General features: G+C 70.2%; 18 protein-coding genes. 14 read left to right on the forward strand and 4 right to left on the reverse strand.

Translation table 11 applies throughout. From position 1 onward, the window contains the following. The first annotated feature begins 5 nt into the window (after positions 1-5). Together ACI3KX_RS04800 and ACI3KX_RS04805 are read left to right on the forward strand one after the other, a co-directional pair. Positions 6-1,001, forward strand: a complete 996-nt coding sequence (locus ACI3KX_RS04800) for a LacI family DNA-binding transcriptional regulator (RefSeq protein ID WP_363356640.1) — start codon at positions 6-8, stop codon at positions 999-1,001. A gap of 15 nt (positions 1,002-1,016) precedes the next feature. After that, entirely contained in the window at positions 1,017-1,511 is a 495-nt protein-coding gene (locus ACI3KX_RS04805; RefSeq protein ID WP_404908202.1) for a DUF1990 family protein, read from the forward strand. A 34-nt stretch (positions 1,512-1,545) separates the two neighbouring features. Here the strand turns inward: ACI3KX_RS04805 and ACI3KX_RS04810 are convergent, their stop codons facing one another. The 3 genes from ACI3KX_RS04810 to ACI3KX_RS04820 form a co-directional block, all read right to left on the reverse strand. Further along, positions 1,546-3,141, reverse strand: a complete 1,596-nt coding sequence (locus tag ACI3KX_RS04810) for a DUF5597 domain-containing protein (protein WP_404908205.1) — start codon at positions 3,139-3,141, stop codon at positions 1,546-1,548. A 177-nt stretch (positions 3,142-3,318) separates the two neighbouring features. Beyond that, entirely contained in the window at positions 3,319-4,326 is a 1,008-nt protein-coding gene (locus ACI3KX_RS04815) for an SMP-30/gluconolactonase/LRE family protein (protein WP_404908208.1), read from the reverse strand. Then, complete coding sequence (locus tag ACI3KX_RS04820; RefSeq protein ID WP_404908211.1) at positions 4,323-6,173, reverse strand: flavin-containing monooxygenase; 1,851 nt, start codon at positions 6,171-6,173, stop codon at positions 4,323-4,325. Before ACI3KX_RS04820 ends, ACI3KX_RS04815 begins: the two co-directional genes overlap by 4 nt. A 178-nt stretch (positions 6,174-6,351) precedes the next feature. On the opposite strand from ACI3KX_RS04820, the gene ACI3KX_RS04825 reads away from it, so the two are divergent. The 9 genes from ACI3KX_RS04825 (at position 6,352) to ACI3KX_RS04865 (ending at position 19,207) form a co-directional block, all read left to right on the forward strand. Next, positions 6,352-6,804: a MarR family winged helix-turn-helix transcriptional regulator gene (locus ACI3KX_RS04825; RefSeq protein ID WP_404908213.1), complete on the forward strand. Its 453-nt coding sequence runs from the start codon at positions 6,352-6,354 to the stop codon at positions 6,802-6,804. A 145-nt stretch (positions 6,805-6,949) separates the two neighbouring features. Continuing rightward, positions 6,950-9,598, forward strand: a complete 2,649-nt coding sequence (locus ACI3KX_RS04830; RefSeq protein ID WP_404908216.1) for a family 78 glycoside hydrolase catalytic domain — start codon at positions 6,950-6,952, stop codon at positions 9,596-9,598. Further along, positions 9,595-11,028 carry a glucuronate isomerase gene (gene uxaC, locus ACI3KX_RS04835; protein WP_404908218.1) on the forward strand — a complete coding sequence of 478 codons (1,434 nt, stop codon included), beginning with the start codon at positions 9,595-9,597 and terminating at the stop codon, positions 11,026-11,028. Before ACI3KX_RS04830 ends, uxaC begins: the two co-directional genes overlap by 4 nt. After that, positions 11,025-12,374, forward strand: a complete 1,350-nt coding sequence (locus ACI3KX_RS04840; RefSeq protein ID WP_404908221.1) for a mannitol dehydrogenase family protein — start codon at positions 11,025-11,027, stop codon at positions 12,372-12,374. Before uxaC ends, ACI3KX_RS04840 begins: the two co-directional genes overlap by 4 nt. A gap of 161 nt (positions 12,375-12,535) precedes the next feature. After that, positions 12,536-14,098, forward strand: coding sequence for an ABC transporter substrate-binding protein (locus ACI3KX_RS04845; protein WP_404908224.1), 1,563 nt, complete (start codon positions 12,536-12,538; stop codon positions 14,096-14,098). A gap of 58 nt (positions 14,099-14,156) precedes the next feature. Then, on the forward strand, positions 14,157-15,098 hold the full coding sequence (locus ACI3KX_RS04850) for an ABC transporter permease (protein ID WP_404908227.1): 942 nt from the start codon (positions 14,157-14,159) through the stop codon (positions 15,096-15,098). Positions 15,099-15,127: 29 nt separating this feature from the next. Next, positions 15,128-16,915 (forward strand): dipeptide/oligopeptide/nickel ABC transporter permease/ATP-binding protein, encoded by a 1,788-nt coding sequence (locus ACI3KX_RS04855; RefSeq protein ID WP_363356653.1) that lies wholly within the window; start codon positions 15,128-15,130, stop codon positions 16,913-16,915. Continuing rightward, the gene (locus ACI3KX_RS04860; protein ID WP_404908231.1) at positions 16,912-17,751 is read left to right on the forward strand and encodes an ATP-binding cassette domain-containing protein; all 840 of its coding nucleotides are present in this window, start codon (positions 16,912-16,914) and stop codon (positions 17,749-17,751) included. Before ACI3KX_RS04855 ends, ACI3KX_RS04860 begins: the two co-directional genes overlap by 4 nt. A gap of 1 nt (position 17,752) precedes the next feature. Further along, positions 17,753-19,207, forward strand: a complete 1,455-nt coding sequence (locus tag ACI3KX_RS04865; protein ID WP_404908234.1) for a glycoside hydrolase family 43 protein — start codon at positions 17,753-17,755, stop codon at positions 19,205-19,207. Here the strand turns inward: ACI3KX_RS04865 and ACI3KX_RS04870 are convergent. After that, positions 19,196-19,819 (reverse strand): TetR/AcrR family transcriptional regulator, encoded by a 624-nt coding sequence (locus tag ACI3KX_RS04870; RefSeq protein WP_363356656.1) that lies wholly within the window; start codon positions 19,817-19,819, stop codon positions 19,196-19,198. The two genes, ACI3KX_RS04865 and ACI3KX_RS04870, sit on opposite strands and share 12 nt — an antisense overlap. 97 nt (positions 19,820-19,916) lie before the next feature. Between ACI3KX_RS04870 and ACI3KX_RS04875 the strand changes: the two genes are divergently transcribed. From ACI3KX_RS04875 to ACI3KX_RS04885, 3 genes are read left to right on the forward strand one after another with little or no spacing between them, the layout of a single operon-like run. Then, positions 19,917-21,149 carry a family 1 glycosylhydrolase gene (locus ACI3KX_RS04875; protein WP_404908236.1) on the forward strand — a complete coding sequence of 411 codons (1,233 nt, stop codon included), beginning with the start codon at positions 19,917-19,919 and terminating at the stop codon, positions 21,147-21,149. Between the two features lie 28 nt (positions 21,150-21,177). Further along, positions 21,178-22,575: an MFS transporter gene (locus tag ACI3KX_RS04880; RefSeq protein ID WP_404908239.1), complete on the forward strand. Its 1,398-nt coding sequence runs from the start codon at positions 21,178-21,180 to the stop codon at positions 22,573-22,575. Positions 22,576-22,598: 23 nt separating this feature from the next. Then, positions 22,599-23,426 carry an SDR family NAD(P)-dependent oxidoreductase gene (locus ACI3KX_RS04885; protein WP_404908242.1) on the forward strand — a complete coding sequence of 276 codons (828 nt, stop codon included), beginning with the start codon at positions 22,599-22,601 and terminating at the stop codon, positions 23,424-23,426. Positions 23,427-23,495: the final 69 nt, after the last annotated feature.

Here is a 23,495-nt window from a genome sequence, read left to right on the forward strand (position 1 = left end):
ACGAGATGGTCACGCAACGCGCTGTGCGATTGAGCGACGTCGCTGCGGTGGCGGGCGTGTCGAAGGCGACGGCGTCCAAGGCCCTCAACGACAGTCCCGTCGTCTCCGCGGCGACCAAGGCCCGCGTGCGCGAGGCGGCCGAACGACTCGACTTCCGGCCGAACGCGCTGGCATTGTCGTTCGCCTCGGGCCGCAGCCGCACTGTCGGCCTTCTGACGCATCGGGCGACCGCGACGTTCTCCCGCGCCGTCGTCATGGGGGCGATCCTCGAACTCGGTCGTCGTGAGCGCGCGGTGCTGGTCTTCGACGGGCGCATCAACGCCCACCACGAGATGACCGAGAGCATCCGCACCCTCCGCGACCGTCGCATCGACGGGCTCCTCGTGGTCGGCGCGGGCTTCGGGCGGGTCACGCCGTCCATCACCCACCAGTTCGAGGTTCCGGTGACGTACGCGTTCGCGGCATCCGACAACCCCGACGATTCGGTCTTCGTTCCCGACAACGAGCAGGCCGGCTACCTCGCCGCACGCCACCTGATCTCCCTCGGCCGCACCCGGATCGCCCACGTCACGTCGGATGCCGACGACCTCGCCGTCCGACGTCGCGAGGCCGGCTTCCGCCGCGCGCTCGCCGAGGCGGGCGTGCCGCCGCTGCCGACGCTCTACGGCAGCTGGCGCCGCGAGTGGGGCGAGCAGGCGGTCGGCGCGCTGCGGGAGTCGGGTACCGAGTTCGACGCCGTCTTCTGCGGCAACGACCACATCGGCTTCGGCGTCCTCGACGCGCTGGAGGCCGCCGGGGTCGACGTGCCCGGCGACGTGGCGGTCGTGGGCATCGACAACTGGGAGGAAGTCATCCTCGACCAGAAGCTCCGGCGCCTCACCACCGTCGACCTCGACCTGACCGGCGTCGGGCGCGTGGCAGCCGACAACGTCATCGAACCCGCTGCCACGGGCGGGGAGCGCTTCGTCGAGCCCCGCCTCGTCCTCGGCCCGTCGACGTAGGACGGGGACGAGGGGATGTCGCTGACCCGGCCCGCGGATCCGCAGTGGCGGGGGCCGGCTGGCGGGTTCCGCCGGTGGGAGAGGTCGGCCGAGCTGGGCCGCGGCGACGAGGTCTGGCGCTGGGCGAGCCGCGAGGTGCTGCGGTGGGGGATCAAGACCCGGAGCGGATTCACCGTGACGCCGGGCGACGCGGTGACCGCGGGGGACCGGCCGGTCATCACCGCGCATCCTTTCGGATTCGCGGTCCGTGAACCCGTCGAGGTGGTGGAGGTGGTGAAGACGCGCGACCGCATCGGTTTCGCCTACCGCACACTGCCCGGTCATCCCGTGAGCGGCGAGGAGGCGTTCATCGTCCACCGTGACGGCGACGCCGTGATCCTGACGGTCCGCTCCCTCACGCGCGCCAGTCCGCGCGGGGGATGGCGGGCGGCCTACCCAGCGCTGCTGGTGGCGCAGCGCGTGGCGCGGCGGCGCTACTTCCGGGCGCTGCGCGTACGGGCTCCGCGATGATCGATCCGGCCGCGCCCTGGAGCCCCGCTCGAGCTCAGGAGCGTGCGCGCCGCAGCAGCGAGATCCGCACCGTGCGGAGCCCGTCGCCGTAGAACATGAAGTGCCGCTCGTCTCCGTTGAGCGTGCGTCGGGGTACCCACACGCCGTCCCGCAGCACCTCCTCCTGGAGCTCGTCGATCTCGACGATCGCGTCCTCACGCGTGAACGACAGCGACGCCGACGTCGCCGTCACGAGGACCTCGTCCTCGCCGGTGAGCAGGATCAGCCCGTAGCCGACCTTGTCCTCGGCGTTGGAGCCGGTGCCGGTGCCGAAGATGCCGCGCGTGTCGAACGGTCCACTGATCGTGATCTGGAACCCGCCGATCTCGACCTGCTGCTGCTCGCCGGTGCTCACCCGGAAGCCATGGATGCGGTCGTCCGCCTGTGCCTGCACGATCTCGCTCGACAGGGCGTTCAGCACCTCGTACGCGCGGAAGACCTCGTGCCCCGTCGGCAGGTCCTCGATCCCGAACGGGTTGAAGCCGATCGCCTTGTAGGCGCCGACAGCGATGAACGCGAGTGCGGCGTCGGGTCTCGCTTCCGGCACGTAGATCGGGTTGCCCTCGATCGCATACTGCGCGAGCGTGCCGTCGAAGTCGTCCACGTAGATGTCGGGCGAGAGGAAGGCGAGCGACGGGGCGCCGATCCGCCAGATGTCCAGCATCCGTGCGACCGGGCCTCCGCTCGGATAGCGGCCGGGCTCGAGGGCGTTGGGCTGCGGGCCGAGCCATGCGTTGGCGAACACCGGCAGGCCGTGCCGCGAGACGCCGGCACGGGCGACCGCGTCGACGTACCGGCTGAAGCCCCAGCTCATGAAGATCTCGGCCGCTTCGCCGTCGGTGCCGAAGACCTCGGCCCAGGTCCCGGAGGTGCGGGCGCCGTTGCGGTCCCACGCCGCCCTGACGTGGGGATGCATGCGGTCGCCCAGCGCGGAGAGTCCTCCGAGGAGTTCGGCGGGAACCGCCGCGTTCCAGGCGGCCAGCGCGAGCGGGGAGCGATCGCGGCTGTCCCCGAGCAGGCCGACCTCGTTCTCTACCTGCACGGCGATGATCGTGCCCGACGAGTCGACCTCGGCGATGTGGGCCATCAGCTCCGCGAACGCGCGGGCGTCGGCATCCCGCAGCCGCTCGTCGAAGACGCTGAGGATGGGCGCGTCGAGAGCGAAGCGCCCGGTGAGCAGCTGGGTCTGGTCGCGCTCGGCGCGGGTGAAGCGATCCTCGTCGCGTCGCACCCACGACGGGGCGTACGTCGACTCGGCGTTCTTGTACGCGCCGAACCAGATGAGGACGAGACGGATGCCGCGCCGTTCGGCCTGCCGGATCTGATCGTCGACGGCGGTGAAGTCGAAGCGCCCCTCCTCGGGCTCGACGAGCTGCCAGCTCGCCGTCCCGATGACGGTGCCGACGCCGTTCGACGCGAGGTGGTCCCACACCGGCGCCATGTACTCGGGGCTCGAGGCGCTGGAGTTGTGCAGCTCGCCGCCGAGGGCGAGATACGGCTTGCCGTCGACGAAGAGATGCGTCGCCGCCCCGTTGCGCCGCACCGTGGGCAGCACGCGTCCGCCTGTCGGCTCCGTCGTCGTGTCGGTCACAGCGGCATCACTCCTCGTCGTCGGGCGCACAGCGCTCCCTGTCGTTCCGATGCTGACAGTGCGGCAATCGGTTGTCAAACCTCGCCGCGGACGCCCGATGTCAGGGCGTCGTCGAATCGCCTTCAGGGGGGTGCGCCGCCGTGATCTGCGACGGCGCACCCCCCTTCCAAGCCGCTGTCAGCCGCCGTTGGACGACCGGATGCCGTCGGCGAGGGCCTCGAACGTGTAGACGAAGCCGCCTCCCGGACCGCTCACCGTCGCGTACCCGGTGGTCTCGCCCGGCACGATCGCGACGTTGGTCGCCGACGTCACGTCGTCGCCGGCGGGCGCCTCGATCGTCCTCAGGAGCTCGCCGTGTGCGTCGTACACGAGGACGGCGGCCCGATGGTGCAGGCCGACGTAGAGATTGCCGTCCGCGTCGGTGGCGAGCGAGTCGATCTGCGCCTCGCCGACGCTCGCGAACACGGCCGGATGCGCCGTGGCAACGGCCGTCCCCTCCGCATCGAGGCGGAGGAAGTCGATCCGGTTGCCGGTGTTCTGGCTCACCCACAGCCCGTCGGCCCCGGGCGTGAATGCGAGCCCGTTCGGCGCGGGCAGCTCGGAGGCCAGCACCGTGGCCGTCGCGCCGTCGCGGTCGATGCGGAGCAGGCGACCGCTCGCCTGCCAGTACGGGGCCTGCGCGCCCTGGGAGTCCGTCACGTAGAGGTGACCCTCCTCGTCGAACGCGATGTCGTCGGGGGCGATGCGCGCACCCTCGACCTCCGCGTCGAAGAACGTCCGCGCATCCTCTCCGTCCGCGGTGGTGCTGATGATCGTTCCGAGGAAGTCGGTGAGGTAGAGGCGGCCGTCGTGCGGGCTGAACTGGGCGGAGGTGATGGCGCTGGTGTCGTCCGTGTACACGGTGCTGACCTCGGTGCTCTCCAGGTCCACGCGCATCACCTTGGCGGCGCCCGGCGGCGCCGTCACGTCGACGACGTAGAGGTCGCCGTCGGGTCCGATGACGGGGCCCTCGACGAGCGTCATCCCGGTCGCTTCATGGACAGAGGACACCTGCACCAGCCGCTCGAGCTGCGCCTCGCCCGGGTCACTCGGGCGCGCTCGGGTGCTTGCGTCCGCTGCCGCGGCGCAGCCGGTGGCTCCCATGAGCGTGAGCGCGGCGAGCGCTGCGACGCTGAGCCGCCTCATCGCGCGACTCCTGCCGCAGCCTCGCGGTCGAGGTCGTCGAGCTCGTCGTCGAGAGCGTCGCGAACGAGGACGTCGGCCATCGACCCGGCGCGCCACTCGCGCAGGAGGCGGCGGAACACCACCGGGCCGGGGCTGTAGGTCATGCCCGTGATCGCGCGCGTGCCTTCGCCGTTGTAGTAGCCCGGCGTGCACTCCGCCTGGAACGCACTGGTGTCGTTGGCGGTCGCGACGACCTCGCGGCACCAGAGCTCTTCCGCCTCCGCCGTCGGCTCGATGACGTCGACGCCTTCGGCACGGCCGCGCGCGATGACGGCGGCGATGTGCTCCGCCTGGTCCTGCAGGATGTGCACGAAGTTCACCGAGTTGGCGTTCTGCAGCGCCCCGAGGTGGAAGAGGTTCGGGAAGCCGTGGCTGTAGAACCCGTGCAGGGTGCGCGGACCGTACTGCCAGTGGTGTAGCAGCGGACGACCACCGCGCCCGAGCACGGGCAGGGTTCCCGACAGCACGCCGGAGACGCCGGCCTCGAAGCCCGTCGCGAAGATGACGGCGTCGACCTCGTACTCGGTGTCGCCGACGACGATGCCGGTCTCGGTCATGCGGGTGATGCCGCCATGATCGGCGGTGTCGACGAGCGTCACGTTCTCGCGGTTGAAGGACGACAGGTAGGTGTCGCTGAACCCCGGCCGCTTGCACATGTAGCGGTACCAGGGCTTGAGCAGCTGGGCCGTCTCGGGATCGTCGACGATCTCGTCCACCCGCGCGCGGATGCGCTCCATCGTCGCCGCGTCCGCCAGCTCGTCCTGCAGCCGGCGCTCTTCGAGGGGGAGCGACTCGTCCACGGCACCGGAGAGGATCTGCCGCTGCAGGTGCGGCGTCCGTGTCCACCCGTCGTCCACGAGGCTGTGCTCGACCGGCTCGCCGGCGAGGACCGCGAGGAAGTTGTCCATCCGCTCCTGCTGCCAGCCCGGCTCGAGGGACGCCGCCCACTCCGGGTCGGTGGGGCGGTTGTCTCGGACGTCCACGGTGGAGGGCGTGCGCTGGAACACCAGGAGGTGGCCGGAGGCCTCGGCGAGGTGCGGGACTGCTTGGAGTCCGGTCGCGCCGGTGCCCACCACGGCCACGCGCTTGTCGCCGAGCTTCGTCAGACCGCCGTCGGCGCTGCCGCCGGTGTAGTCGTAGTCCCAGCGGCTGGTGTGGAAGGTGTGGCCGCGGAAGTCCTCGATCCCCGGGATGCCGGGCAGCTTGGGGTGCGTGAGCGTGCCGGACGACACGACGACGTGGCGGGCGTGGAACCGGTCGCCGCGATCCGTCTCGACACTCCACTGCGCGAGATCCTCGTCCCAGGTGAGCGAGGTCGCACGGGTCTGGAAGAGGGCGTCGCGGTACAGGTCGAATCGTTCCGCGATCGCGACGGCGTGACGGCGGATCTCCTCACCGGGCGCATAGCGCCAGGCGGGTATGTATCCCAGCTCCTCGAGCAGCGGCATGTACACGTACGACTCGATGTCGCAGTGGATGCCGGGATAGCGGTTCCAGTACCAGGTGCCGCCGACGTCGCCGGCTTCGTCCATGAGGCGGACGGATCGGATGCCGGCCTGCCGGAGGCGGGTCGCGGTCAGCAGTCCGCCGAATCCTGCGCCGATGACCAGGGCCTCCACCGGCGTCGTGACGGCCGCGCGCTCCTGGCGCTCGGTGTAGGGATCTTCGGCGTAGTAGCCGAAGGCGCCCGCGGCCCGACGGTACTGCGTCGCGCCGTCAGGGCGGAGCCGCCGGTCGCGCTCGTGCGCGTATTTGGCGCGCAGGGCGACCAGATCGATCTCGGCGGTGGGCTCGTGCGTGTTCGTCATCATCCTCGTTCTCGCTCGTCGGCGCAGCGACGGCGCCTCGAGGAACACCGGGCAGGGCACGGTGGCGGCACAGCAGCCGCACTCTTCGCGCCGACACAGCCGTGGATCGGATTGCTCGAGAAGGTTAGCTTCTGGCTAAGTAGTTTTGGCTGGGAGTCCACTGGGATAGCGTGAGCGCATGGGGGAGGACGACGATCGTCGAGCGGTGCTCCAGCGGATCGAGGCGCTGTCGATCTCGATCGCCGTCCGCTCCATACCGAGGATGCTCGAGCCGCTGCGTTCGGGCAGCCTCTCGCTGCAGCAGCTGAAGGTCCTGTCGGTCGTCGTCACGACCGAGGAGGGGGCGAGCGTCGCCCAGCTCGCCGGGAGTTTCGGCGTGACCATGGCATCGATGTCCAACCTCGTCGACCGGCTCGTCGCCGGCGGGTTCGCCGAACGCGCGGCCGACGCTCGCGACCTGCGTGTCCGCCGCGTCCACAGCACGGACCTCGGCCGTGCCGTCGTGCAGCGGGTGATGGGCGCGCGACCCGAGCTCGGTGCCGACGTCCTCGGTCACCTGTCGCTCGAAGAGCTGCATGCGCTCGAGATCGGCCTCGGCGCGGTGGGTCGCGTGCTGCGGGACGGCGTGTGAGCTAGCGGCGGGGCTTCGTTCGACAGGCTCCGCGCGCTGCCGAGAGGCCGGCGGCTTGCGACGGCGAGCGGCGCGAGGTACTGTGCAATCGGTTGCCATGCAATACCCGCAGCGCGCCGACCGTGCCATCCCACGAAAGACGACGATGACTTCAGCGCCCTACGACCTTGCGATCGACAGCGGCGGGGACCAGTTCCCGGTCGCCGGCGTCGCGCCGCGCCTCTCGTGGAAAGACCCCGTCGGCGCTTGTGACGAAGACGGCTTCGAAGTGGAGGCGATGGTCGACGACGTGAGCCTGCCGGTCGCCCGCGTCGCCGGCAGCCGGTACGTCGAGTGGCCCTGGCGCGCCCCGAAGAGCCGCGAACGGGTCGCGTGGCGCGTGCGCGGGGTGTCGTCCGGCACCGTGTCGGACTGGTCCCCGTGGCACGAGTTCGAGGTGGGCCTGCTCGACCAGGACTGGCAGGCGCGGTGGATCAGTCCGGTCGAGGGCGACGACCCCGGGTACGGCCGCCGGCCGGGGCACACCCTCGCGGTCGCGTTCGAGCTTCCTGCACGGGTGGCGTCCGCCCGCCTCTATGCCACGGCTCTCGGCCTGTACGAGGCGCTCGTGAACGGCCGGCGTGCGGGGACCGCCGAACTCGCGCCGGGTGCCACCTCGTACGACCGCACGCTCTACGCGCAGGCATCCGATGTCACGGCCGGCCTGGAGCCAGGAGCCAACCGGCTCGAGATCGTCCTCTCGGACGGCTGGTACCGCGGGCAGGTCGGCGCGTTCCGGACTCCCGCCGAGTGGGGGAGCGTGCTCGGCGCGCGCGCCGAGCTGCACATCGACCTCGAGGACGGCTCCCGCCGTGTCATCCGCACCGACGGCGGGTGGACCAGCGCGCCCACCGTCATCACGCGGGCGGACCTCATGGACGGCCAGACGACCGACTTCACCTCGGCGACGGGACCCGCGCTGCCGGTGCTCGTGGACCAGGTCGACGCGCCGCCGATCGAGTGGTCGCCCGCCCCGCCGATCCGCGTGATCGAGTCCCGTCCGGCGGTATCGGTGACACCGGTGCGCGACGGCGTATGGCTGGCCGACTTCGGTCAGAACGCGTCGGGGTGGATCACCCTGCGCGACCTCGGTCCCGCCGGCACGATGACCGTGCTCGAGTACGGCGAGTTCCGCGACGCCACCGGTGACCTCTCGACGTCGCACCTCGACTCGCACCGTCCCGACGCCACGATGGTGTTCGTCCAGCGCGACGAGGTCGTGTCGGCGGGCGACGGCGCGGTGTTCGAGCCGCGACACACGATCCACGGCTTCCAGTACGTCCGGATCACGCGGGATGCGGCATTCGACGCGGCGAGCATCGAGATGCAGATCGTGCATACCGACCTCCCCCGCACCGGATCCTTCGACTGCAGCGATCCCGACCTCACGCGGCTCCACGCGCTCGCGGACTGGAGCTTCAGGGGCAACGCGGTCGACATCCCGACCGACTGCCCGACCCGCGAACGCCTCGGCTGGACCGGCGACTACCAGATCTTCGCTCCCACAGCGACACGTCTGTACGACGTCAGCGGCTTCACGCGCAAATGGCTCCGCTCGGTCCGGGACGACCAGCTCGATGACGGGCGGATCGCCAACTTCTCGCCCGACGGCAGGCGGGTCAGGCTGCACACCGACGCTCAGTTCGCGATGATGACGGGCTCCGCAGGCTGGGGCGACGCCATCACCGCCGTGCCGTGGGAGATGTACACCGCTTATGGCGACCGAGGCGTGCTGTCGGAGAACTGGGACGCCATGGTGCGGTGGGTGCACTGGGCGCTCGCCACCGCCGAGGGCTCGCGGCATCCGTCCCGCGTTCAGCGGTCCAGCGAGCCGCAGCCGCACGAGCGCTACCTCTGGGACGGCTCGTTCCACTGGGGCGAATGGATCGAACCCAAGCGCAAGCGCGCCGACGGCACGCTCATCGACCCCGTGCAGGACAACCCGCAGGCCTGGTTCATGGCAGACAAGGGCGAGGTCGGCACGGCGTTCCTCTACCGTTCGCTGGACACGCTGACGCGCACGGCGGCGATCCTCGGGCGCTCCGCCGACTCGGCCACGTACGGCGGGCTCGCCGGGCGCGTCCGCGACGCGTGGCGCACCGAGTTCCTCGTCGGCGACGGCCGCACCGTCGCCGACACCCAGGCCGCGTACGTGCGGGCGCTGTCCTTCGGGCTCATCCCCGATGACCTGCGGGACGCCGCGGCGTCGCGCCTGGTCGAGCTGATCCGCGAGGCGGGCGATCATCTCGGCACGGGGTTCCTCTCGACCGGAGATCTGCTTCCGGTGCTGGTCGAGAGCGGGCATGCGGATGTCGCCTACGACGTGCTGCGGCAGCGCTCCTCGCCGTCGTGGCTCAACATGATCGACAAGGGCGCGACGACGATCTGGGAGGACTGGGACGGCATCGACGACGAGGGCAGAGCCCATGAATCGCTCAACCACTACAGCAAGGGCGCGGTGGTGCGATTCCTCCACACCCATGTAGCGGGACTTCGTCAGGCTCCCGGCTCGATCGCGTGGGAGTCCGTGATCGTGCAGCCGACTCCGCACCCCACTCTCACGTGGGCGAAGACCACGCACGAGTCGCCGCAGGGGCTCATCAGCGTGTCGTGGCGCAATGACGACGGCCGGTTCGAGATCGACGTCGACCTGCCCGCTGGTTCGCACGGCACCCTGGTGCTGCCGGACGGATCGGAGCGGGAGCTCGCTCCCGGCCGCGTCACGGCGACCACGATGACGGAGGTCCTCGCATGAGCACCCTCACGCCATTTGACGCGGCCCTGGACGGGAACCTGCCCGAGCCTCGCGATCCCTCCCGGCTGCTGCCCGGCGACCGGCGCACCCGCGACATCGCGCACGCGCTGTACGAGCGGGTGGCCACCGCCCCGATCGTCTCGCCGCATGGCCATGTGCCCGCCGAGTGGATCGCCCGCGACATCCCGTTCTCCGATCCGACGGCCCTGCTCGTCACCCATGACCACTATGTGACGCGGCTGCTGCACGCGTCGGGCATCGATCTCGCCGAGCTCGGCGTCGGCGGCCACCGCATCGACCCGCGCGCGGCATGGCGGCTCTTCGCCGCGCGCCAGGCCGTGTTCGCCGGCACGGCGACCGGCTACTGGATCGACGAAGAGCTGCGGAACGTCCTCGGCATCGACCTCGTGCTCTCCGCCGAGACCGCCGACGCCGTGTACGACCGCATCCAGGAGAAGCTCGACGCGCCCGGGTTCCGGCCGCGCGCCCTGTTCGAGCGCTTCGGCATCGAGGTGCTCGCGACGACCGACGACCCGCTCGACGACCTGCGGTTCCACGACGAGATCGCGGCGAGCGGGCTTCCCGGCCGGGTGCTGCCCACCTTCCGGCCCGATCGCTATCTCGACCCGGACTCTGCCACCTTCGCGGCCGACGTCGCCCGTCTCCTCGCGAGCGAGGGGCAGGCGACGGACTTCCGCGGCTACCTCACCGCACTCGAGGCACGCCGGGCCCACTTCATCCGCCACGGCGCGACGTCGGCCGACCACGGCATCGAGGACCCGGCCACGGTAGACATGGCCGACGACGAGGCAGCGCAGCTCTTCCAGCTGGCCGTGTCGGGTCGTGCCGATGCGCGCGAGCGCCAGGCGTTCCGCGGCCACATGCTGCTCCAGATGGCGCGGATGAGCGTCGACGACGGCCTCGTCATGACCGTGCACGCGGGCGTGATCCGCAACCACAGCACTCCCACATTCGAGCGTTTCGGCGCCGACACCGGCCACGACTTCCCTCGCCGTACCGACTTCGTGCGTGGCCTGCGCCCGCTGCTCGAGCGCTTCGGGCTCGAGAAGTCGTTCCACCTGGTGCTGTTCACCGTCGACGAGACCGTGTACTCGCGAGAGATCGCCCCGATGGCCAGCTTCTACCCGAGCGTCTACATCGGCGCTCCGTGGTGGTTCCTGGATGCACCCGACGCCATGGCTCGCTTCCGCTCCGCGGTCACCGAGTCCGCCGGCTTCTCACGGGGCTCGGGCTTCATCGACGACACCCGCGCCTTCCTGTCGATCCCGGCCCGTCATGACACCGCACGACGAGCGGATGCCGCGTTCCTGGCGCGTCTCGTGCGCGAGGGTCGCATCACCGAAGCGACAGCGGGCACGGTCATCGACGACATCGTCGGGCCCCAGCCGAAGCGGGTGTTCAAGCTGTGACGGGTCCATCGACCGACCTCGAGACGGCCGCCGTCCTCCGCAGGTCGCGGCCGGCGCCGCCCGTCCGCATTGTGCATCTGGGCCTCGGCGCCTTCAGCCGGTCGCACACCGCCTGGTACACCGGCCGGGCCGCCGATGCCGAGGACTGGGGCATCGCCGCCTACACCGGGCGCAGCGCCGGACTCGCCGCGGCGCTGACCGCGCAGGACGGGGTCTACACGCTCGTCGAGCGCTCTGCCGACGGCGATCGCCACGAGGTCGTCGAGAGCATCGTGCGGGCGCATCCGGGCGACGACGTCGCCTCGCTCCTCGCCGACATCGCGGCTCCGGCGACCGCCGTCGTGACGCTCTCGATCACCGAGGCCGGCTATCGCACCGGCGCGGACGGGCTTCCCGACGGAGGCGACCCGCTGGTCCGCTCGGATCGCCGGCTTCTCGCGCAGCTGGCCGGCGGCGACTCCGAAGCCGCGTTCGGGCTCCAGACGGTGCTCGGCCGACTCGTCGCGGGGCTCGATGCGCGGCGGCGCGCCGGCGCGGGACCGCTGGCCGTGGTCTCGTGCGACAACATCCCCGACAACGGCGGGCATGTGGCGCGGGCGCTTCTCGCGCTCGCGGCATCCGTCCCCCGCACGGCGGACTGGTGCCGGCTGAACGTGTCGTTCGTCTCCGGCTCGGTCGACCGGATCACGCCGCGGATCGAGGCGGACGAGCTGTCGCGCCTGTCCGAGCGGTACGGGGATGCCGTACCCGTCGTGGCGGAGCCGTTCAGCGACTGGGTGCTCTCGGGCGCGTTCCCCGCCGGCAGGCCGGCGTGGGAGACAGCCGGGGCGCGCTTCACGGACGAGCTCGAGCCGTGGGAGGCGCGCAAGCTGTGGCTGCTCAACGGGGCGCACACGATCCTGGCATGCCTCGGCCCGCTTCGCGGCCACAGCCTGGTGTCGGAGGCGATCGGCGATCCGGTGTGCCGGACCGCCGTCGAGCGGTTCTGGGACGATGCGGAGCGCAACCTCCCCGTGCAGCTCGACATCGGGCTGTATCGTCACGCCCTCCTCGAGCGCTTCGCCAACCCGCGCATCGCCCATCTGCTGTCGCAGATCGCGTCGGACACCGCGACGAAGATCCGGCTGCGCATCGTTCCCGTCGCCGAACTCGAACGCGCCGCCGGGCGGTCCGCGGAGGGATGCGCCGGCGCGCTCGCCGCGTGGCTCGTCTCGCTGGATCAGCCGGACGGGGTCGCCTGCCTACGTGACCTCATCGCGGGCGTGAGTGCGTCCCTGGCCGCGGACGAGGATTTCATCACGTCGGTGGCGCTGTCGGTGCCGGGCATCCGGGCCGCCTTCCTCTGAACGCGCGGGATCCACAGAGATAACGGCTCTGTCACATTCTGGCAATCGGTTGTCAAAATCGACAGATGCTGCTTTACTGGCCCACAGCCCCAAGTATGCGCCCCATCACGACGTTCGTGACAAGCGGTTGCATGAAGAATTCATTCGAAGGAGTCTGAATCATGTCGATACCCCGTACCGGCCGCCGGCCGATCAGGTTCGCAGCGTTGGGCGCCGCAGCGCTCGCCGCCGCACTCGCGCTCTCCGCCTGCAGCGGTTCGCCGGAAGCGGCGCCGTCCGGCTCGGCGGGCCCCGTCGCCGAGAAGGATCTCGCCATCGCGGCCGTGTCGGGGCCGAACTCACTCGACCCGGCGCAGCTCGTGGACGGACAGCAGCAGTTCGTGTGGTCGTCCATCCTCGACACCCTCCTCGCCAAGGAGAACAAGACGGGCGAGCTCATCCCCAACGCCGCCGAGAGCTGGGAGTACAACGAGGACGGCACCGAGCTCACGCTCACGCTCCGCGAGGGCATGACGTTCAGCACCGGTGACCCGGTGGACGCCGACGCCGTCGTCGCCACCATGCTGCGGAACAAGGAGACCCCCGGAGTCGTGCAGGTGAAGTACGGCTCGGTCTCGGATGTCACCGCGGAGGACGACCTGACCGTGAAGGTGACGTTCGACTCGTTCGACCCGCAGTTCCTCTCCAACCTGACCGGAGGCGCCGGAGCCATCGGCGACCCCGCGACCCTCGACGACGAGCGCACCGCCACCGACCCGGTCGGCTCGGGCCCGTTCACGCTCGACGTCGCGAAGACCGTGCCCGGCAGCACGTACGTGCTCACCAAGCGCGACGACTACTGGAACGCCGACGCGATCCCGTTCAAGACCTTCACCGTCCGTGTGCTCCAGGACCCGACGGCGTCGTTCAACGCACTCCAGGCCGGCGAGATCAACGCCGCCACCGTGCAGACGCAGCTGCTCGGTCAGCTCGGCGACGAGTACGCCGTGCAGCCGATCGACGCGCAGGCCGTCGCGTACCTCGACATCCTGGACCGCGGCGGCGATAAGTGGCCGGCCCTCGGCGATGAGCGTGTGCGCCAGGCGCTGAACTACGCGATCGATCGCGAGGGCGTCCTGAAGGGCATCTTCAGCGGCGTGGGCATGGTGACGGAGCAGATCTTCAGCCCTTACGGCCAGGTCTACGACGAGTCCCTCAACGAGACGTACGACTACGACCCCGAGAAGGGCAAGGAGCTCGTCGAGGAGGCGGGCCATGCCGGCGAGACCTTCCAGATCCCGAGCACCTTCCTGTCGACATCCCTCGAGCCGACCCTCACGCAGGCGTTCGCGGACGTCGGGCTCACTCTGGAGTGGGTGCCCGTGCCGCCGCAGCAGGCGCAGTCGGCGCACCTCTCGGGCGACTACCCGCTCAGCTTCCAGATCACGGGCTTCAACTCGGATCAGGCCGATGCCGCCTCGCACTACAGCACCAGCGGCTACGCCAATCCCCGCGGGTACACGGACGAGACCATCGACGAGCTCTTCGGCACGATCAACTCGACCGTCGACTTCGAAGCGGCGCTGCCGGCGTACCAGGAGCTCAACACCTACGCCGTCGAGCAGGCGTTCGAAGTGCCGATCGTCTTCGTCGGCGGCACGTGGGCGAGCCGCGACGGGATCGTGATGGTCGACGACGGCCGCAGCTCGGTACCGACGGTGCGACTGTTCGGCGTCAGCGAGTAAGACCATCCGGGGATGCGGGCCGTGCTCGCATCCCCGGAGCCAACCCCAGGGAACGACGATGATCTCCTACACACTGCGCCGGCTCGGCGCGGGGCTGATCCTGATCCTGCTGGTGACCTTCATCACCTTCCTGCTGCTCAGCACCTCGTTCGAGGACGTCGCGAAGACGATCCTCGGCCAATCGGCCACGCCGGAGGCGACGGCGGCGCTGATGGAGGCAAAGGGCTGGGACCGGCCGGTGCTGGTGCAGTACTTCGACTGGCTCGGCGCCGCGGTCCGCGGTGACTTGGGGACGTCGGTGTACACCTCCCTCCCCGTCGGACCCACCGTGCTGCAGCGACTGGCGGTCACCCTTTCGGTGATCATCCCGGCCCTGATCCTGACGGTCATCATCTCGACGGTCCTCGGCGTCTGGGCGGCCTCCCGCGGTGGCATCGCCGACCGCCTGTCGCAGGGGATCTCCCTGGTGGGCTACATCGTGCCGGGTCTCCTCCTCGCGATCGGGCTCGTCGTCATCTTCGCCGTCCAGCTGAAGTGGCTGCCGGCCACCGGCTACACGCCTCCCGGCGAGGATCCGGCGGCGTGGGCGCGCAGCATCACGATCCCGGTGATCGTGCTCGTGATCGGCGGCGTCGCCAACATGGCGGCCCAGGTGCGCGGCCGCATGATCGACGAGCTCCGCCGCGACTACGTCCGCACGCTCCGCACCCGGGGAGCCTCGACGACCTCGATCGTGCTGCGCCATGCCCTGCGGAACGCCGCGAGCCCGGCGCTGACGGTCATGTCGCTCGAGTTCATCGCCATGTTCGGCGGTGCGCTCATCATCGAGAACGTCTTCGCGCTGCCCGGCTACGGAAGCTTCGCGTTCAACGCGTCCCTGCAGGGCGACATCCCCGTGATCCTGGGCATCACCGCCTTCGGCGTGCTGCTCGTCACGGTGGTCAATCTCCTCACCGACCTGGCCAACGGCTGGCTGAACCCGAAAGCGAGAGTCCATTGAGCGACGACCGTGGACCCATGATGGAGGCGATGACGACGCCGAGCACAGAGCTCATCGTCGCCATCGAGGATGCGGTGACCGCCTCGCGGACGCCGATGTGGAAGCGCCTGCTGAAAGATCCGCAGTTCGTGATCACGGCCAGCATCCTGCTGCTCATCTTCTTGATGGGGGTCCTCACCCCGGTGCTGACGCAGCAGGGGCCGAACGACGCCGATCTCTCGATGGTCAATGCGCCGGTCGGCACCCCCGGCTATCCGCTGGGCGCCGACGAATCCGGCCGCGACATCTGGACGCGCCTCCTGCACTCCATCAACACGGCCGCGATCTCGGCCCTCATCGGTGCGGGCGTGGCGCTCACGGTCGGTGTGATCGCGGGCCTCGTCGGCGGGTACTTCGGCGCGGTCACCCGGGCGTCGACGGAGTGGCTGTTCAGCCTCATCATGACCTTCCCCGGCATCCTGCTGCTGATCATCCTCATGCCGGTGACCGGAGGCGACTACCGGTTCACGATGCTGATCTTCGGCGTGCTGCTCTCTCCGGGCATCTACCGCATCGTCCGCAACCTCGTCGTCGGCGTCAAGAACGAGCTGTATGTGGATGCCGCGCGGGTCTCGGGCCTCGGCAACCTGCGCATCCTGAGCCGCCATGTGCTCTTCGTCGTCCGCGGTCCGATCATCATCGCCGCCGCGTTCATGGCCGGTTCCGCCATCGCCGTGCAGTCCGGCCTCGCCTTCCTCGGCGTCGGCTCGCTGCAGATCCCGAGCTTCGGCTCGATGATCTCCTCCGGCTTCCGCAACCTCTACATCGCTCCGACGCAGTTCCTGTGGCCCAGCCTGCTGCTCGGCGTCATCACCGCGTCCCTGGTGCTCCTCGGCAACGCGCTGCGCGACACCCTCGAGGGCTCCAAACCGACACCGGTCAAGGTGGGCTCCGGCCAGCGCGTGGCCTCCGGCGACGACGTCCGGCCGCGGCGGTCCGGTGCGCTGCTCGAGATCACCGATCTCGGCATCGCCTACCGCGGTCCGAGCGGCCGGCCGCGCGAGGTGGTCCGGGGGGTGTCCCTGTCGGTCGCGCGCGGCCAGGTCGTCGGCGTCGTCGGAGAGTCCGGGTCGGGCAAGACGCAGACCGCCTTCGCCACGCTCGGCGTGCTCCCGGCGGAGGCGGTGATCACCCGCGGCTCGATCCTGTTCGACGGCCAGGAGCTGGTGGGCCTGACCGACGCCCAGATGCGGCCACTGCGCGGCAAGGCGATCGCGTACATCCCCCAGGAGCCGATGTCGAACCTGGACCCCTCGTATCGCGTGGGATCCCAGCTGGTCGAGGGTGTGCGCTCCGCGCTCGGGGTCTCGAAGCGCGAGGCGAAGTCGCGCGTCCTCGCTCTGCTCGAGCGGTGCGGCATCGCGGATCCCGAGCGCACGTTCGACTCGTATCCGCACCAGATCTCCGGTGGCATGGCCCAGCGCGTGCTGATCGCAGGAGCCGTCGCCAGTCGCCCGCAGCTCCTGATCGCGGATGAGCCGACCACGGCGCTGGACGTCACCGTGCAGGCCGAGATCCTCGACCTGCTGCGCGATCTGCAGTCCGAGCTCGACATGGCGATACTTCTCGTCACCCACAACTTCGGCGTCGTGGCGGACCTCTGCGACCGCATCGTCGTCATGCAGAAGGGGGCTGTCGTCGAGGCGGGATCCGCGCTCGAGATCTTCCAGAATCCGCAGGACGACTACACGAGGATGCTGCTCGGCGCGATCCTCGATGACGGATCGGTCCGCGCCGATGAGCCGGCGGCTGCGCCGGCGGAAGGGATCCTGCGGTGAGCCTCCTCGAGATCGATGACCTTCGCGTCGGCTTCCCCGGCCGCGGCTGGAGGGCGAAGCCCGTGGAGATCCTGCACGGAGTCTCGCTCGACGTGAACGAAGGGGAGACCCTCGGCCTGGTGGGGGAGTCCGGCTCGGGCAAGACCACGATCGGTCGCGCAGTGCTGGGGCTCGTCAAGCCCTCGGGCGGCAGGATCGTCTTCGACGGCGAGGACATCACCGCAGTGGGGACACGGGAGCGGCGGCGCCTGGCCAGAGACATCCAGGTGGTGTTCCAGGATCCGTACACCTCCCTCAATCCCTCGCTCACCGTCGGCGACATCCTCGCCGAGCCGCTCGTCGTGCAGGGCGCGACGCCGAAAGATGCGCGGGCACGGGTGCGGACGCTGCTGGACCAGGTGGGACTGCCGGCGGACGCCGCAGAGCGACTCCCGCGCGAGTTCTCCGGCGGTCAGCGCCAGCGTGTCGCGATCGCGCGCGCCCTCGCGCCGAAGCCGAAGCTCATCGTCTGCGACGAGCCCGTCAGCGCCCTGGATCTGTCGACGCAGGAGCGGGTGCTCGAGCTGTTCATCGACATCCAGCGCGCGACCGGCGTCGCCTACCTCTTCATCTCGCACGACCTGACGGTCGTCCGCCACATCAGCCACCGCGTGGCGGTGCTGTACCGCGGAGACCTCGTCGAGACCGGGCCGGCTGCCCTCGTGACGTCGGACCCCGAGCACGACTACACGCGACGGCTGCTTCTGGCATCCCCCGTCGCCGATCCGGTGGTTCAGCAGCAGCGGCGTGAGGAACGTCGCAAACTGGTGACGGCAGAGAGAGTAGTGACAGCCTGACATGACGCAGCTCCCCATCCTTCCCGGATTCCACCCCGACCCCTCGATCTGCCGTGTCGGCGACGAGTACTACCTCGCCACATCTTCTTTCGAGTACTTCCCCGGTGTGCCGATCTTCCGCTCGCGCGACCTCGTCGAGTGGACGCAGCTGGGGAACGTCCTCGATCGTCCGTCGCAGCTGAACGTGCGCACCGGGCTCGCCGGGGCGAGCGGCGGGATCTATGCACCGACATTGCGTCACCACGGCGGACGTTTCTGGATGACGACGACGAACATCCATGACATCGCCCGAGGACAGCTCATCGTCCACGCCGACGACCCCGCGGGTCCGTGGAGCGAGCCGGTCTACACCGAGGGCCTCCTCGGGATCGATCCCGACCTCTCGTGGGACGACGACGGAGTGTGCCGGATCACCTGGAGCGACGTCATCCGTCCCGGCATCTCCCAGGCGATAGTCGATCCCGCCAGCGGCGCCGTGCTGTCGGAGCCCCAGACGGTGTGGGCCGGCACGGGAGGGGCCCACGCGGAAGGGCCGCACCTGGTGCGCCGCGGACACTGGTGGTACCTGATCGTGGCGGAAGGCGGCACGGGCCCCGGTCACATGGTGACCGTCGCGCGCTCGCGACAGCCCGAGGGTCCGTTCGAGTCCTCGCCCGCCAACCCGGTCCTGACGCATCGCAGCACGAGCGCCGACGTCCAGTCGACGGGGCACGCGGACCTGGTGGAGCTCGCCGACGGCACCTGGGCGATGGTGTTCCTGGGGACCAGGCCCAGAGGCACGTTCCCCCGTTGGCACACGAACGGCCGAGAGACCTTCCTCGCGGGCATCGACTGGGTGGACGACTGGCCCGTCGTCGACGAGAGCCGCTTCGACGTCGCCGCGCTCGACACGGCCTTCGAGGACCGCTTCGAGAGCGCCGAGCTGGACGCGAGGTGGGTCGCGCCCGGGGTCATGCCGGCGTCGTTCGCCGTGCCTGGTGAGGGCGGGGTGACGCTGAGCCGTGGTGCGTCGGGAGAAGCCCGCCCGCTGGTCACCCGCGTCCGCGATCAGACGTGGTCGGCGCAAGCCGATGCGCTCGGCGACTTCGCGCTGTCCGTCCGGATCGATGATGCGCATCGTGTGAGCATCGAGCGCATCGGCGACGAGCTGGTCGTGCGCGGCGTGATCGGCCCGCTCGACGGAGTCCTCGCCCGCGCCGATGCGCCCCGCTCCACCTACTCGCTCGAGATCCGCGCTGAGGAGTTCGAAGCCGAGCGCGGGGCGCGGCGGGGCCCGGATCTCGTCAGGCTCGGCTACGCGATCGACGAGTTCGTCGAACTCGCGCGCGTGGACGGACGCTATCTCGCCACCGAGGTGGCGGGCGGTTTCACCGGTCGCGTCGTGGGCGTCGAGGCGACCCGCGATGACGTCGTTGTGACCAGGTTCGCGTACCGGGGGCTCTCTTCACGAGCCTGACGGCGGCAGGTCCTTCGCGAGTTCCGGCGCCAGCGTCGCGAGGAAGGACTGCACCGTCTCTTCGACGTCGACCGCCTCGCGATCGAACAGCCACTGGGTGTGGAGGCCGTCCATCACCGCGATGGTGATGGCGGCAAGGGATGCCGGGGGCAGGGGCGAGGACAGCCGCCCTTCCTCGTGCAGCCTGTCGAACAGCCGGGTCATGAACCCGCGGACGTTCCGGTAGCGCTGGGCGAAATACCCGTGCGCGGGATGCCCGGGTGCCGTGGCCTCGCCGGTGAGCACGGCGCCGAGTTCGACGAGGCCGACGTGGCGGTCGCGATCGACCAGCGTCTCGGCCATCCCTCGCAGCATGTCGAGGGGATCGGCATCCGGTGCGAGCGCGGAGTGGGTGCGCAGGTACGCCGCGCTGCGCTCGTCCTGCAGGTCGAGCACCGCCGTCAGCAGGTCCTCCTTGCGGGGGAAGTGATGCAGCAGACCGGTGTGGCTGATGCCCGCCCGACGGGCGATCTCGGCCATCGACGCGCCGTGGAATCCGGAGTCGCCGAATGCCGACAGGCACGCGGCGATGATGCCGCGGCGGACTTCGGCGGTCTTCGCGTACTGCGCCATCGGCGCCCCCTCAATTTAGTGAGACCTTTCGAATTCTATGTTAGCCTGGGGTCTGGCAACCGGTTGACGGTTCATTCGAGCGAGACAAGGATGTGCGATGACGAACTTCCCGGACGGCTTTCTCTGGGGCGCGGCGACCGCGGGACACCAGATCGAGGGCAACAACGTCAACAGCGACTGGTGGGCGCGCGAGCAGCAGATGCCAGGCATGGAGCCCTCGGGCGACGCCTGCGACAGCTACCACCGCTACCGCGAAGACATCGACCTGCTGGCCGACGCGGGCCTCACCTCGTATCGATTCAGCCTGGAGTGGTCCCGCATCGAGCCGTTGCCGGGGCGCTTCTCCCGCGCAGAGCTCGCGCACTACCGCCGCGTGATCGAGGCGTGCTTCGATCGCGGCGTCACACCCGTCGTGACGCTGCAGCACTTCACCACGCCGCAGTGGTTCGCCGCCGCCGGCGGGTGGGCGGCACCCGATGCCTCCGAGCGCTTCCAGCGGTTCACGACCGAGGCGACGACGATCCTCGACGGCGTCGAGTGGGTCGTGACCATGAACGAGCCGAACATGCAGGCGGCGATCATGACCGCGATGCGCCGCATGCAGCAGGCCGGTGACGGCCAGTGGCAGAGCCCCACGATCGAGAGCGACGGTGCGGGCGACCCCGAACGCAAGGAGACCTCGCACAGCGAGTTCTTGACCTACGCCGACCCCGAGATCGGCCGGAGCTTCGTCGACATCCACCATGCGGCTCGCGAGATCGTCCGCGCCAGGACCGGCGCCAAGGTGGGCTTGACCATCGCGGCCGGCGCACTCACGGCGTCTCCGGGCGGCGAGGAGAAGCTCGAGGAGATCCGCTACGGCAAGGAGGACATCTACTGGGAGGGTGCTCGCGGCGACGACTTCGTCGGCGTGCAGGCGTACTCGAGCCAGGAGGTCGACGCGAACGGCCTCGTGCCGCACCCGCAGAACCCCGACAACACCCTGGTCGGCACCGCGTACCGCCCGGACTCACTCGCCATGGCCGTCCGTCACGCGTGGACCGTCTCGGAGGGCGTGCCCATCGTGATCACCGAGAACGGCATCGCGACCGCCGACGACACCCAGCGCATCCGCTACACGGATGCGGCGCTCCGAGGCCTGCAGGCGGCGATGGCCGACGGCGTCGACGTGCGCGGCTACCTGCACTGGAGCCTGCTCGACAACTACGAGTGGGGTCACTGGGGCCCGACGTTCGGACTCATCGCCGTCGACCGCGAGACCTTCGTCCGCACGCCGAAGCCGAGCCTCGGCTGGCTGGGCGAGATCGCGCGCCGCAACGGTCTGGCCTGAGCCGACTTCGGGGACGAAAGGAGCCAGTGTGGCTGTCGATGCCGCCGGCAGCGGACCCTCGCCCGCAGACGGCGTCCGGCCGGTCTCCGCACACGACGCGCTGGAGGCGGCGGAGGAGCGCGTTCCCACCGGGAACGTCGCTCTTCCGCAGCCCCCGGCCGGGCCCGGCGAGCGCTCGGAAGCGGACGCCGCGGACCTGCTGCGCGTCCCCCGGTGGCAGCTCGTGCTGCTGGTCGCGGCCACCTTCGGCGGCGGGATTGCCATGGTCGTGCCCATGGCGTACTCGCTCGCCGTCCGCCTCGATCAGCTTGCGCCCGGACGCACCGACATCCTGGGCTACATCCTGGGGATCGGGTCGGCAGCGACCCTGGTCGTCGCCCCGCTGACCGGCATCCTGAGCGATCGGACGCGCACGCGCTGGGGTCGCCGACGGCCCTTCACCATCCTCGGACTCGTCTTCGGCATCGCCTCGATCCCCGTCATGGCTCTCGCACCCGACCTCGTCTGGCTCGGCGCCGGCTGGGTGCTGTCGACAGTCGGCTGGGGGACCGCGGCCGGCTCCGTGGGCAACTGGCAGGCCGACCGCCTGCCGGCCGGCCAGCGCGGCAGCGTCTCGGGGCTGACCGGTCTCATGATGCAGATCTCACCGGTCGTCGGCATCGTCCTCGTCGGCCCGCTGCGCGACGACATCCTGCTGGTCTTCGCGGTTCCCGCCGCGATCGCCACGCTCTTCATCGGCTTGTTCGTGGTGTTCGCCCGCGAGCCCGACAGCCGTGGGATGCTGCCGGAGAGCCGCCTCACGCTGGGCGGAGTCCTGCGCAGCTATGGGTTCCGCCCGCGGGAGGTGCCCGATTTCGCCTGGAACTGGCTCGGGCGCTTCGTCTTCTTCCTCGGGCTCACCCTCACCACGAGCTTCTCGGTGTTCTTCGTCGCGCAGCGCCTCGCACTGCCGGTGGCCGATGTCGCCGGCGTGCTGGCGCTGACCTCCAGCCTCAGCATCGTGTCGGCCACGCTCGGTGCGATCGGCGGCGGATGGCTGAGCGACCGGCTGCGGCGACGCAAGCCGCTGATCCTCATCGGCGCACTCCTGTTCGCGGCCGGGTGCGCCGTCTCGGCCTTCGCCTACGGGCTGCCGCTGGTCATCGCCGGCACGCTGCTCTCGTCCCTGGGCATCGCGACGTTCTCGGCCGTCGGCCAGGCACTCGTCCTCGATGTGCTGCCCGAGCGCGAGACGCAGGCCGGCCGCTACATGGCGATCACGATGTTCGCCCAGAAGATCCCCGGAGTCGTGGCGCCGCTCGCCGCGCCCGCTGTGCTGGCGATCGGGTCGGGCGGGCAGAACTTCACCGCGCTGTACCTCACCGCCGCCGCGCTCGCCGTCGTCGGCGGCTCCATCATCACCCTCAGGGTCCGCGGCATCCGCTGACCCGCCAACCGACAGGAAACCGCATGGCCTATCCCTTCGCCGACGTCTCGTCCGCACCGCTCTCCGACCTCCTCTCGCTCGCGGGACGCCGCGCCCTCGTCACGGGCGGCGCGCAGGGCCTCGGCAAGGCGATCGCGCTGCGCCTCGCCGAGGCGGGCGCTTCCGTCGCGATCGCCGACCTCGACGAAGGACATGCGGCCGTGGCCGCCCGCGACATCGCCGATCGCTTCGGCGGCGCAGCAGTCGGCGTCCGCATGGACGTCGCGGATGCGGCATCCGTCGCCTCCGGCGCTCGATCCGCCGTCGAGGCCCTCGGTGGCCTGGACGTCTGGGTCAACAACGCCGGGATCTTCCCGAGCCAGCCCCTCGTCGAGATGCCGGACGAGACCTGGGAGCAGGTCTTCGCCGTCAACACCCGCGGCGTGCGCAACGGGGCGCGTGAGGCGGTGAACCGCATGCCGGAGGGCGGCGTCATCGTCAACGTCGTCTCCACGGCGGGCTTCCGCGGCATCGCCCCGGGGCTGTCGGCGTACGTCGCGTCGAAGCACGCCGCGCGCGGGCTCACCAAGCAGCTGGCGCTGGAGCTGGCGCCCCGCGGCATCCGCGTTCTGGGAGTCGCCCCGAGCTACGTGCCGACCGAGGGCAACATCGCGATGGCGGCCGCCGCGGTGGAGCAGATGGCCGCAGCCGGCGTCGACCCCTCGAACATGCCGTCGGCGATGTCGCAGAGCCTCATCGGCCGCACCGGAACGCCCGACGACATCGCGCGCGTGGTGCTGTTCTGCGCGAGCGACCTCTCGATGGTGATGACGGGAAGCACGCTCCTGGCAGACGCCGGCGAGACCATCTGATGGCAACCGGTTGCCTTACTCTCTCAAACCTGATCTACTAGACCCGTACACCGCAGCGCAGCGCAGGAA

Origin of the sequence: Microbacterium sp. ZW CA_36 (assembly GCF_044987475.1) — a bacterium.
GTDB lineage: Bacteria > Actinomycetota > Actinomycetes > Actinomycetales > Microbacteriaceae > Microbacterium.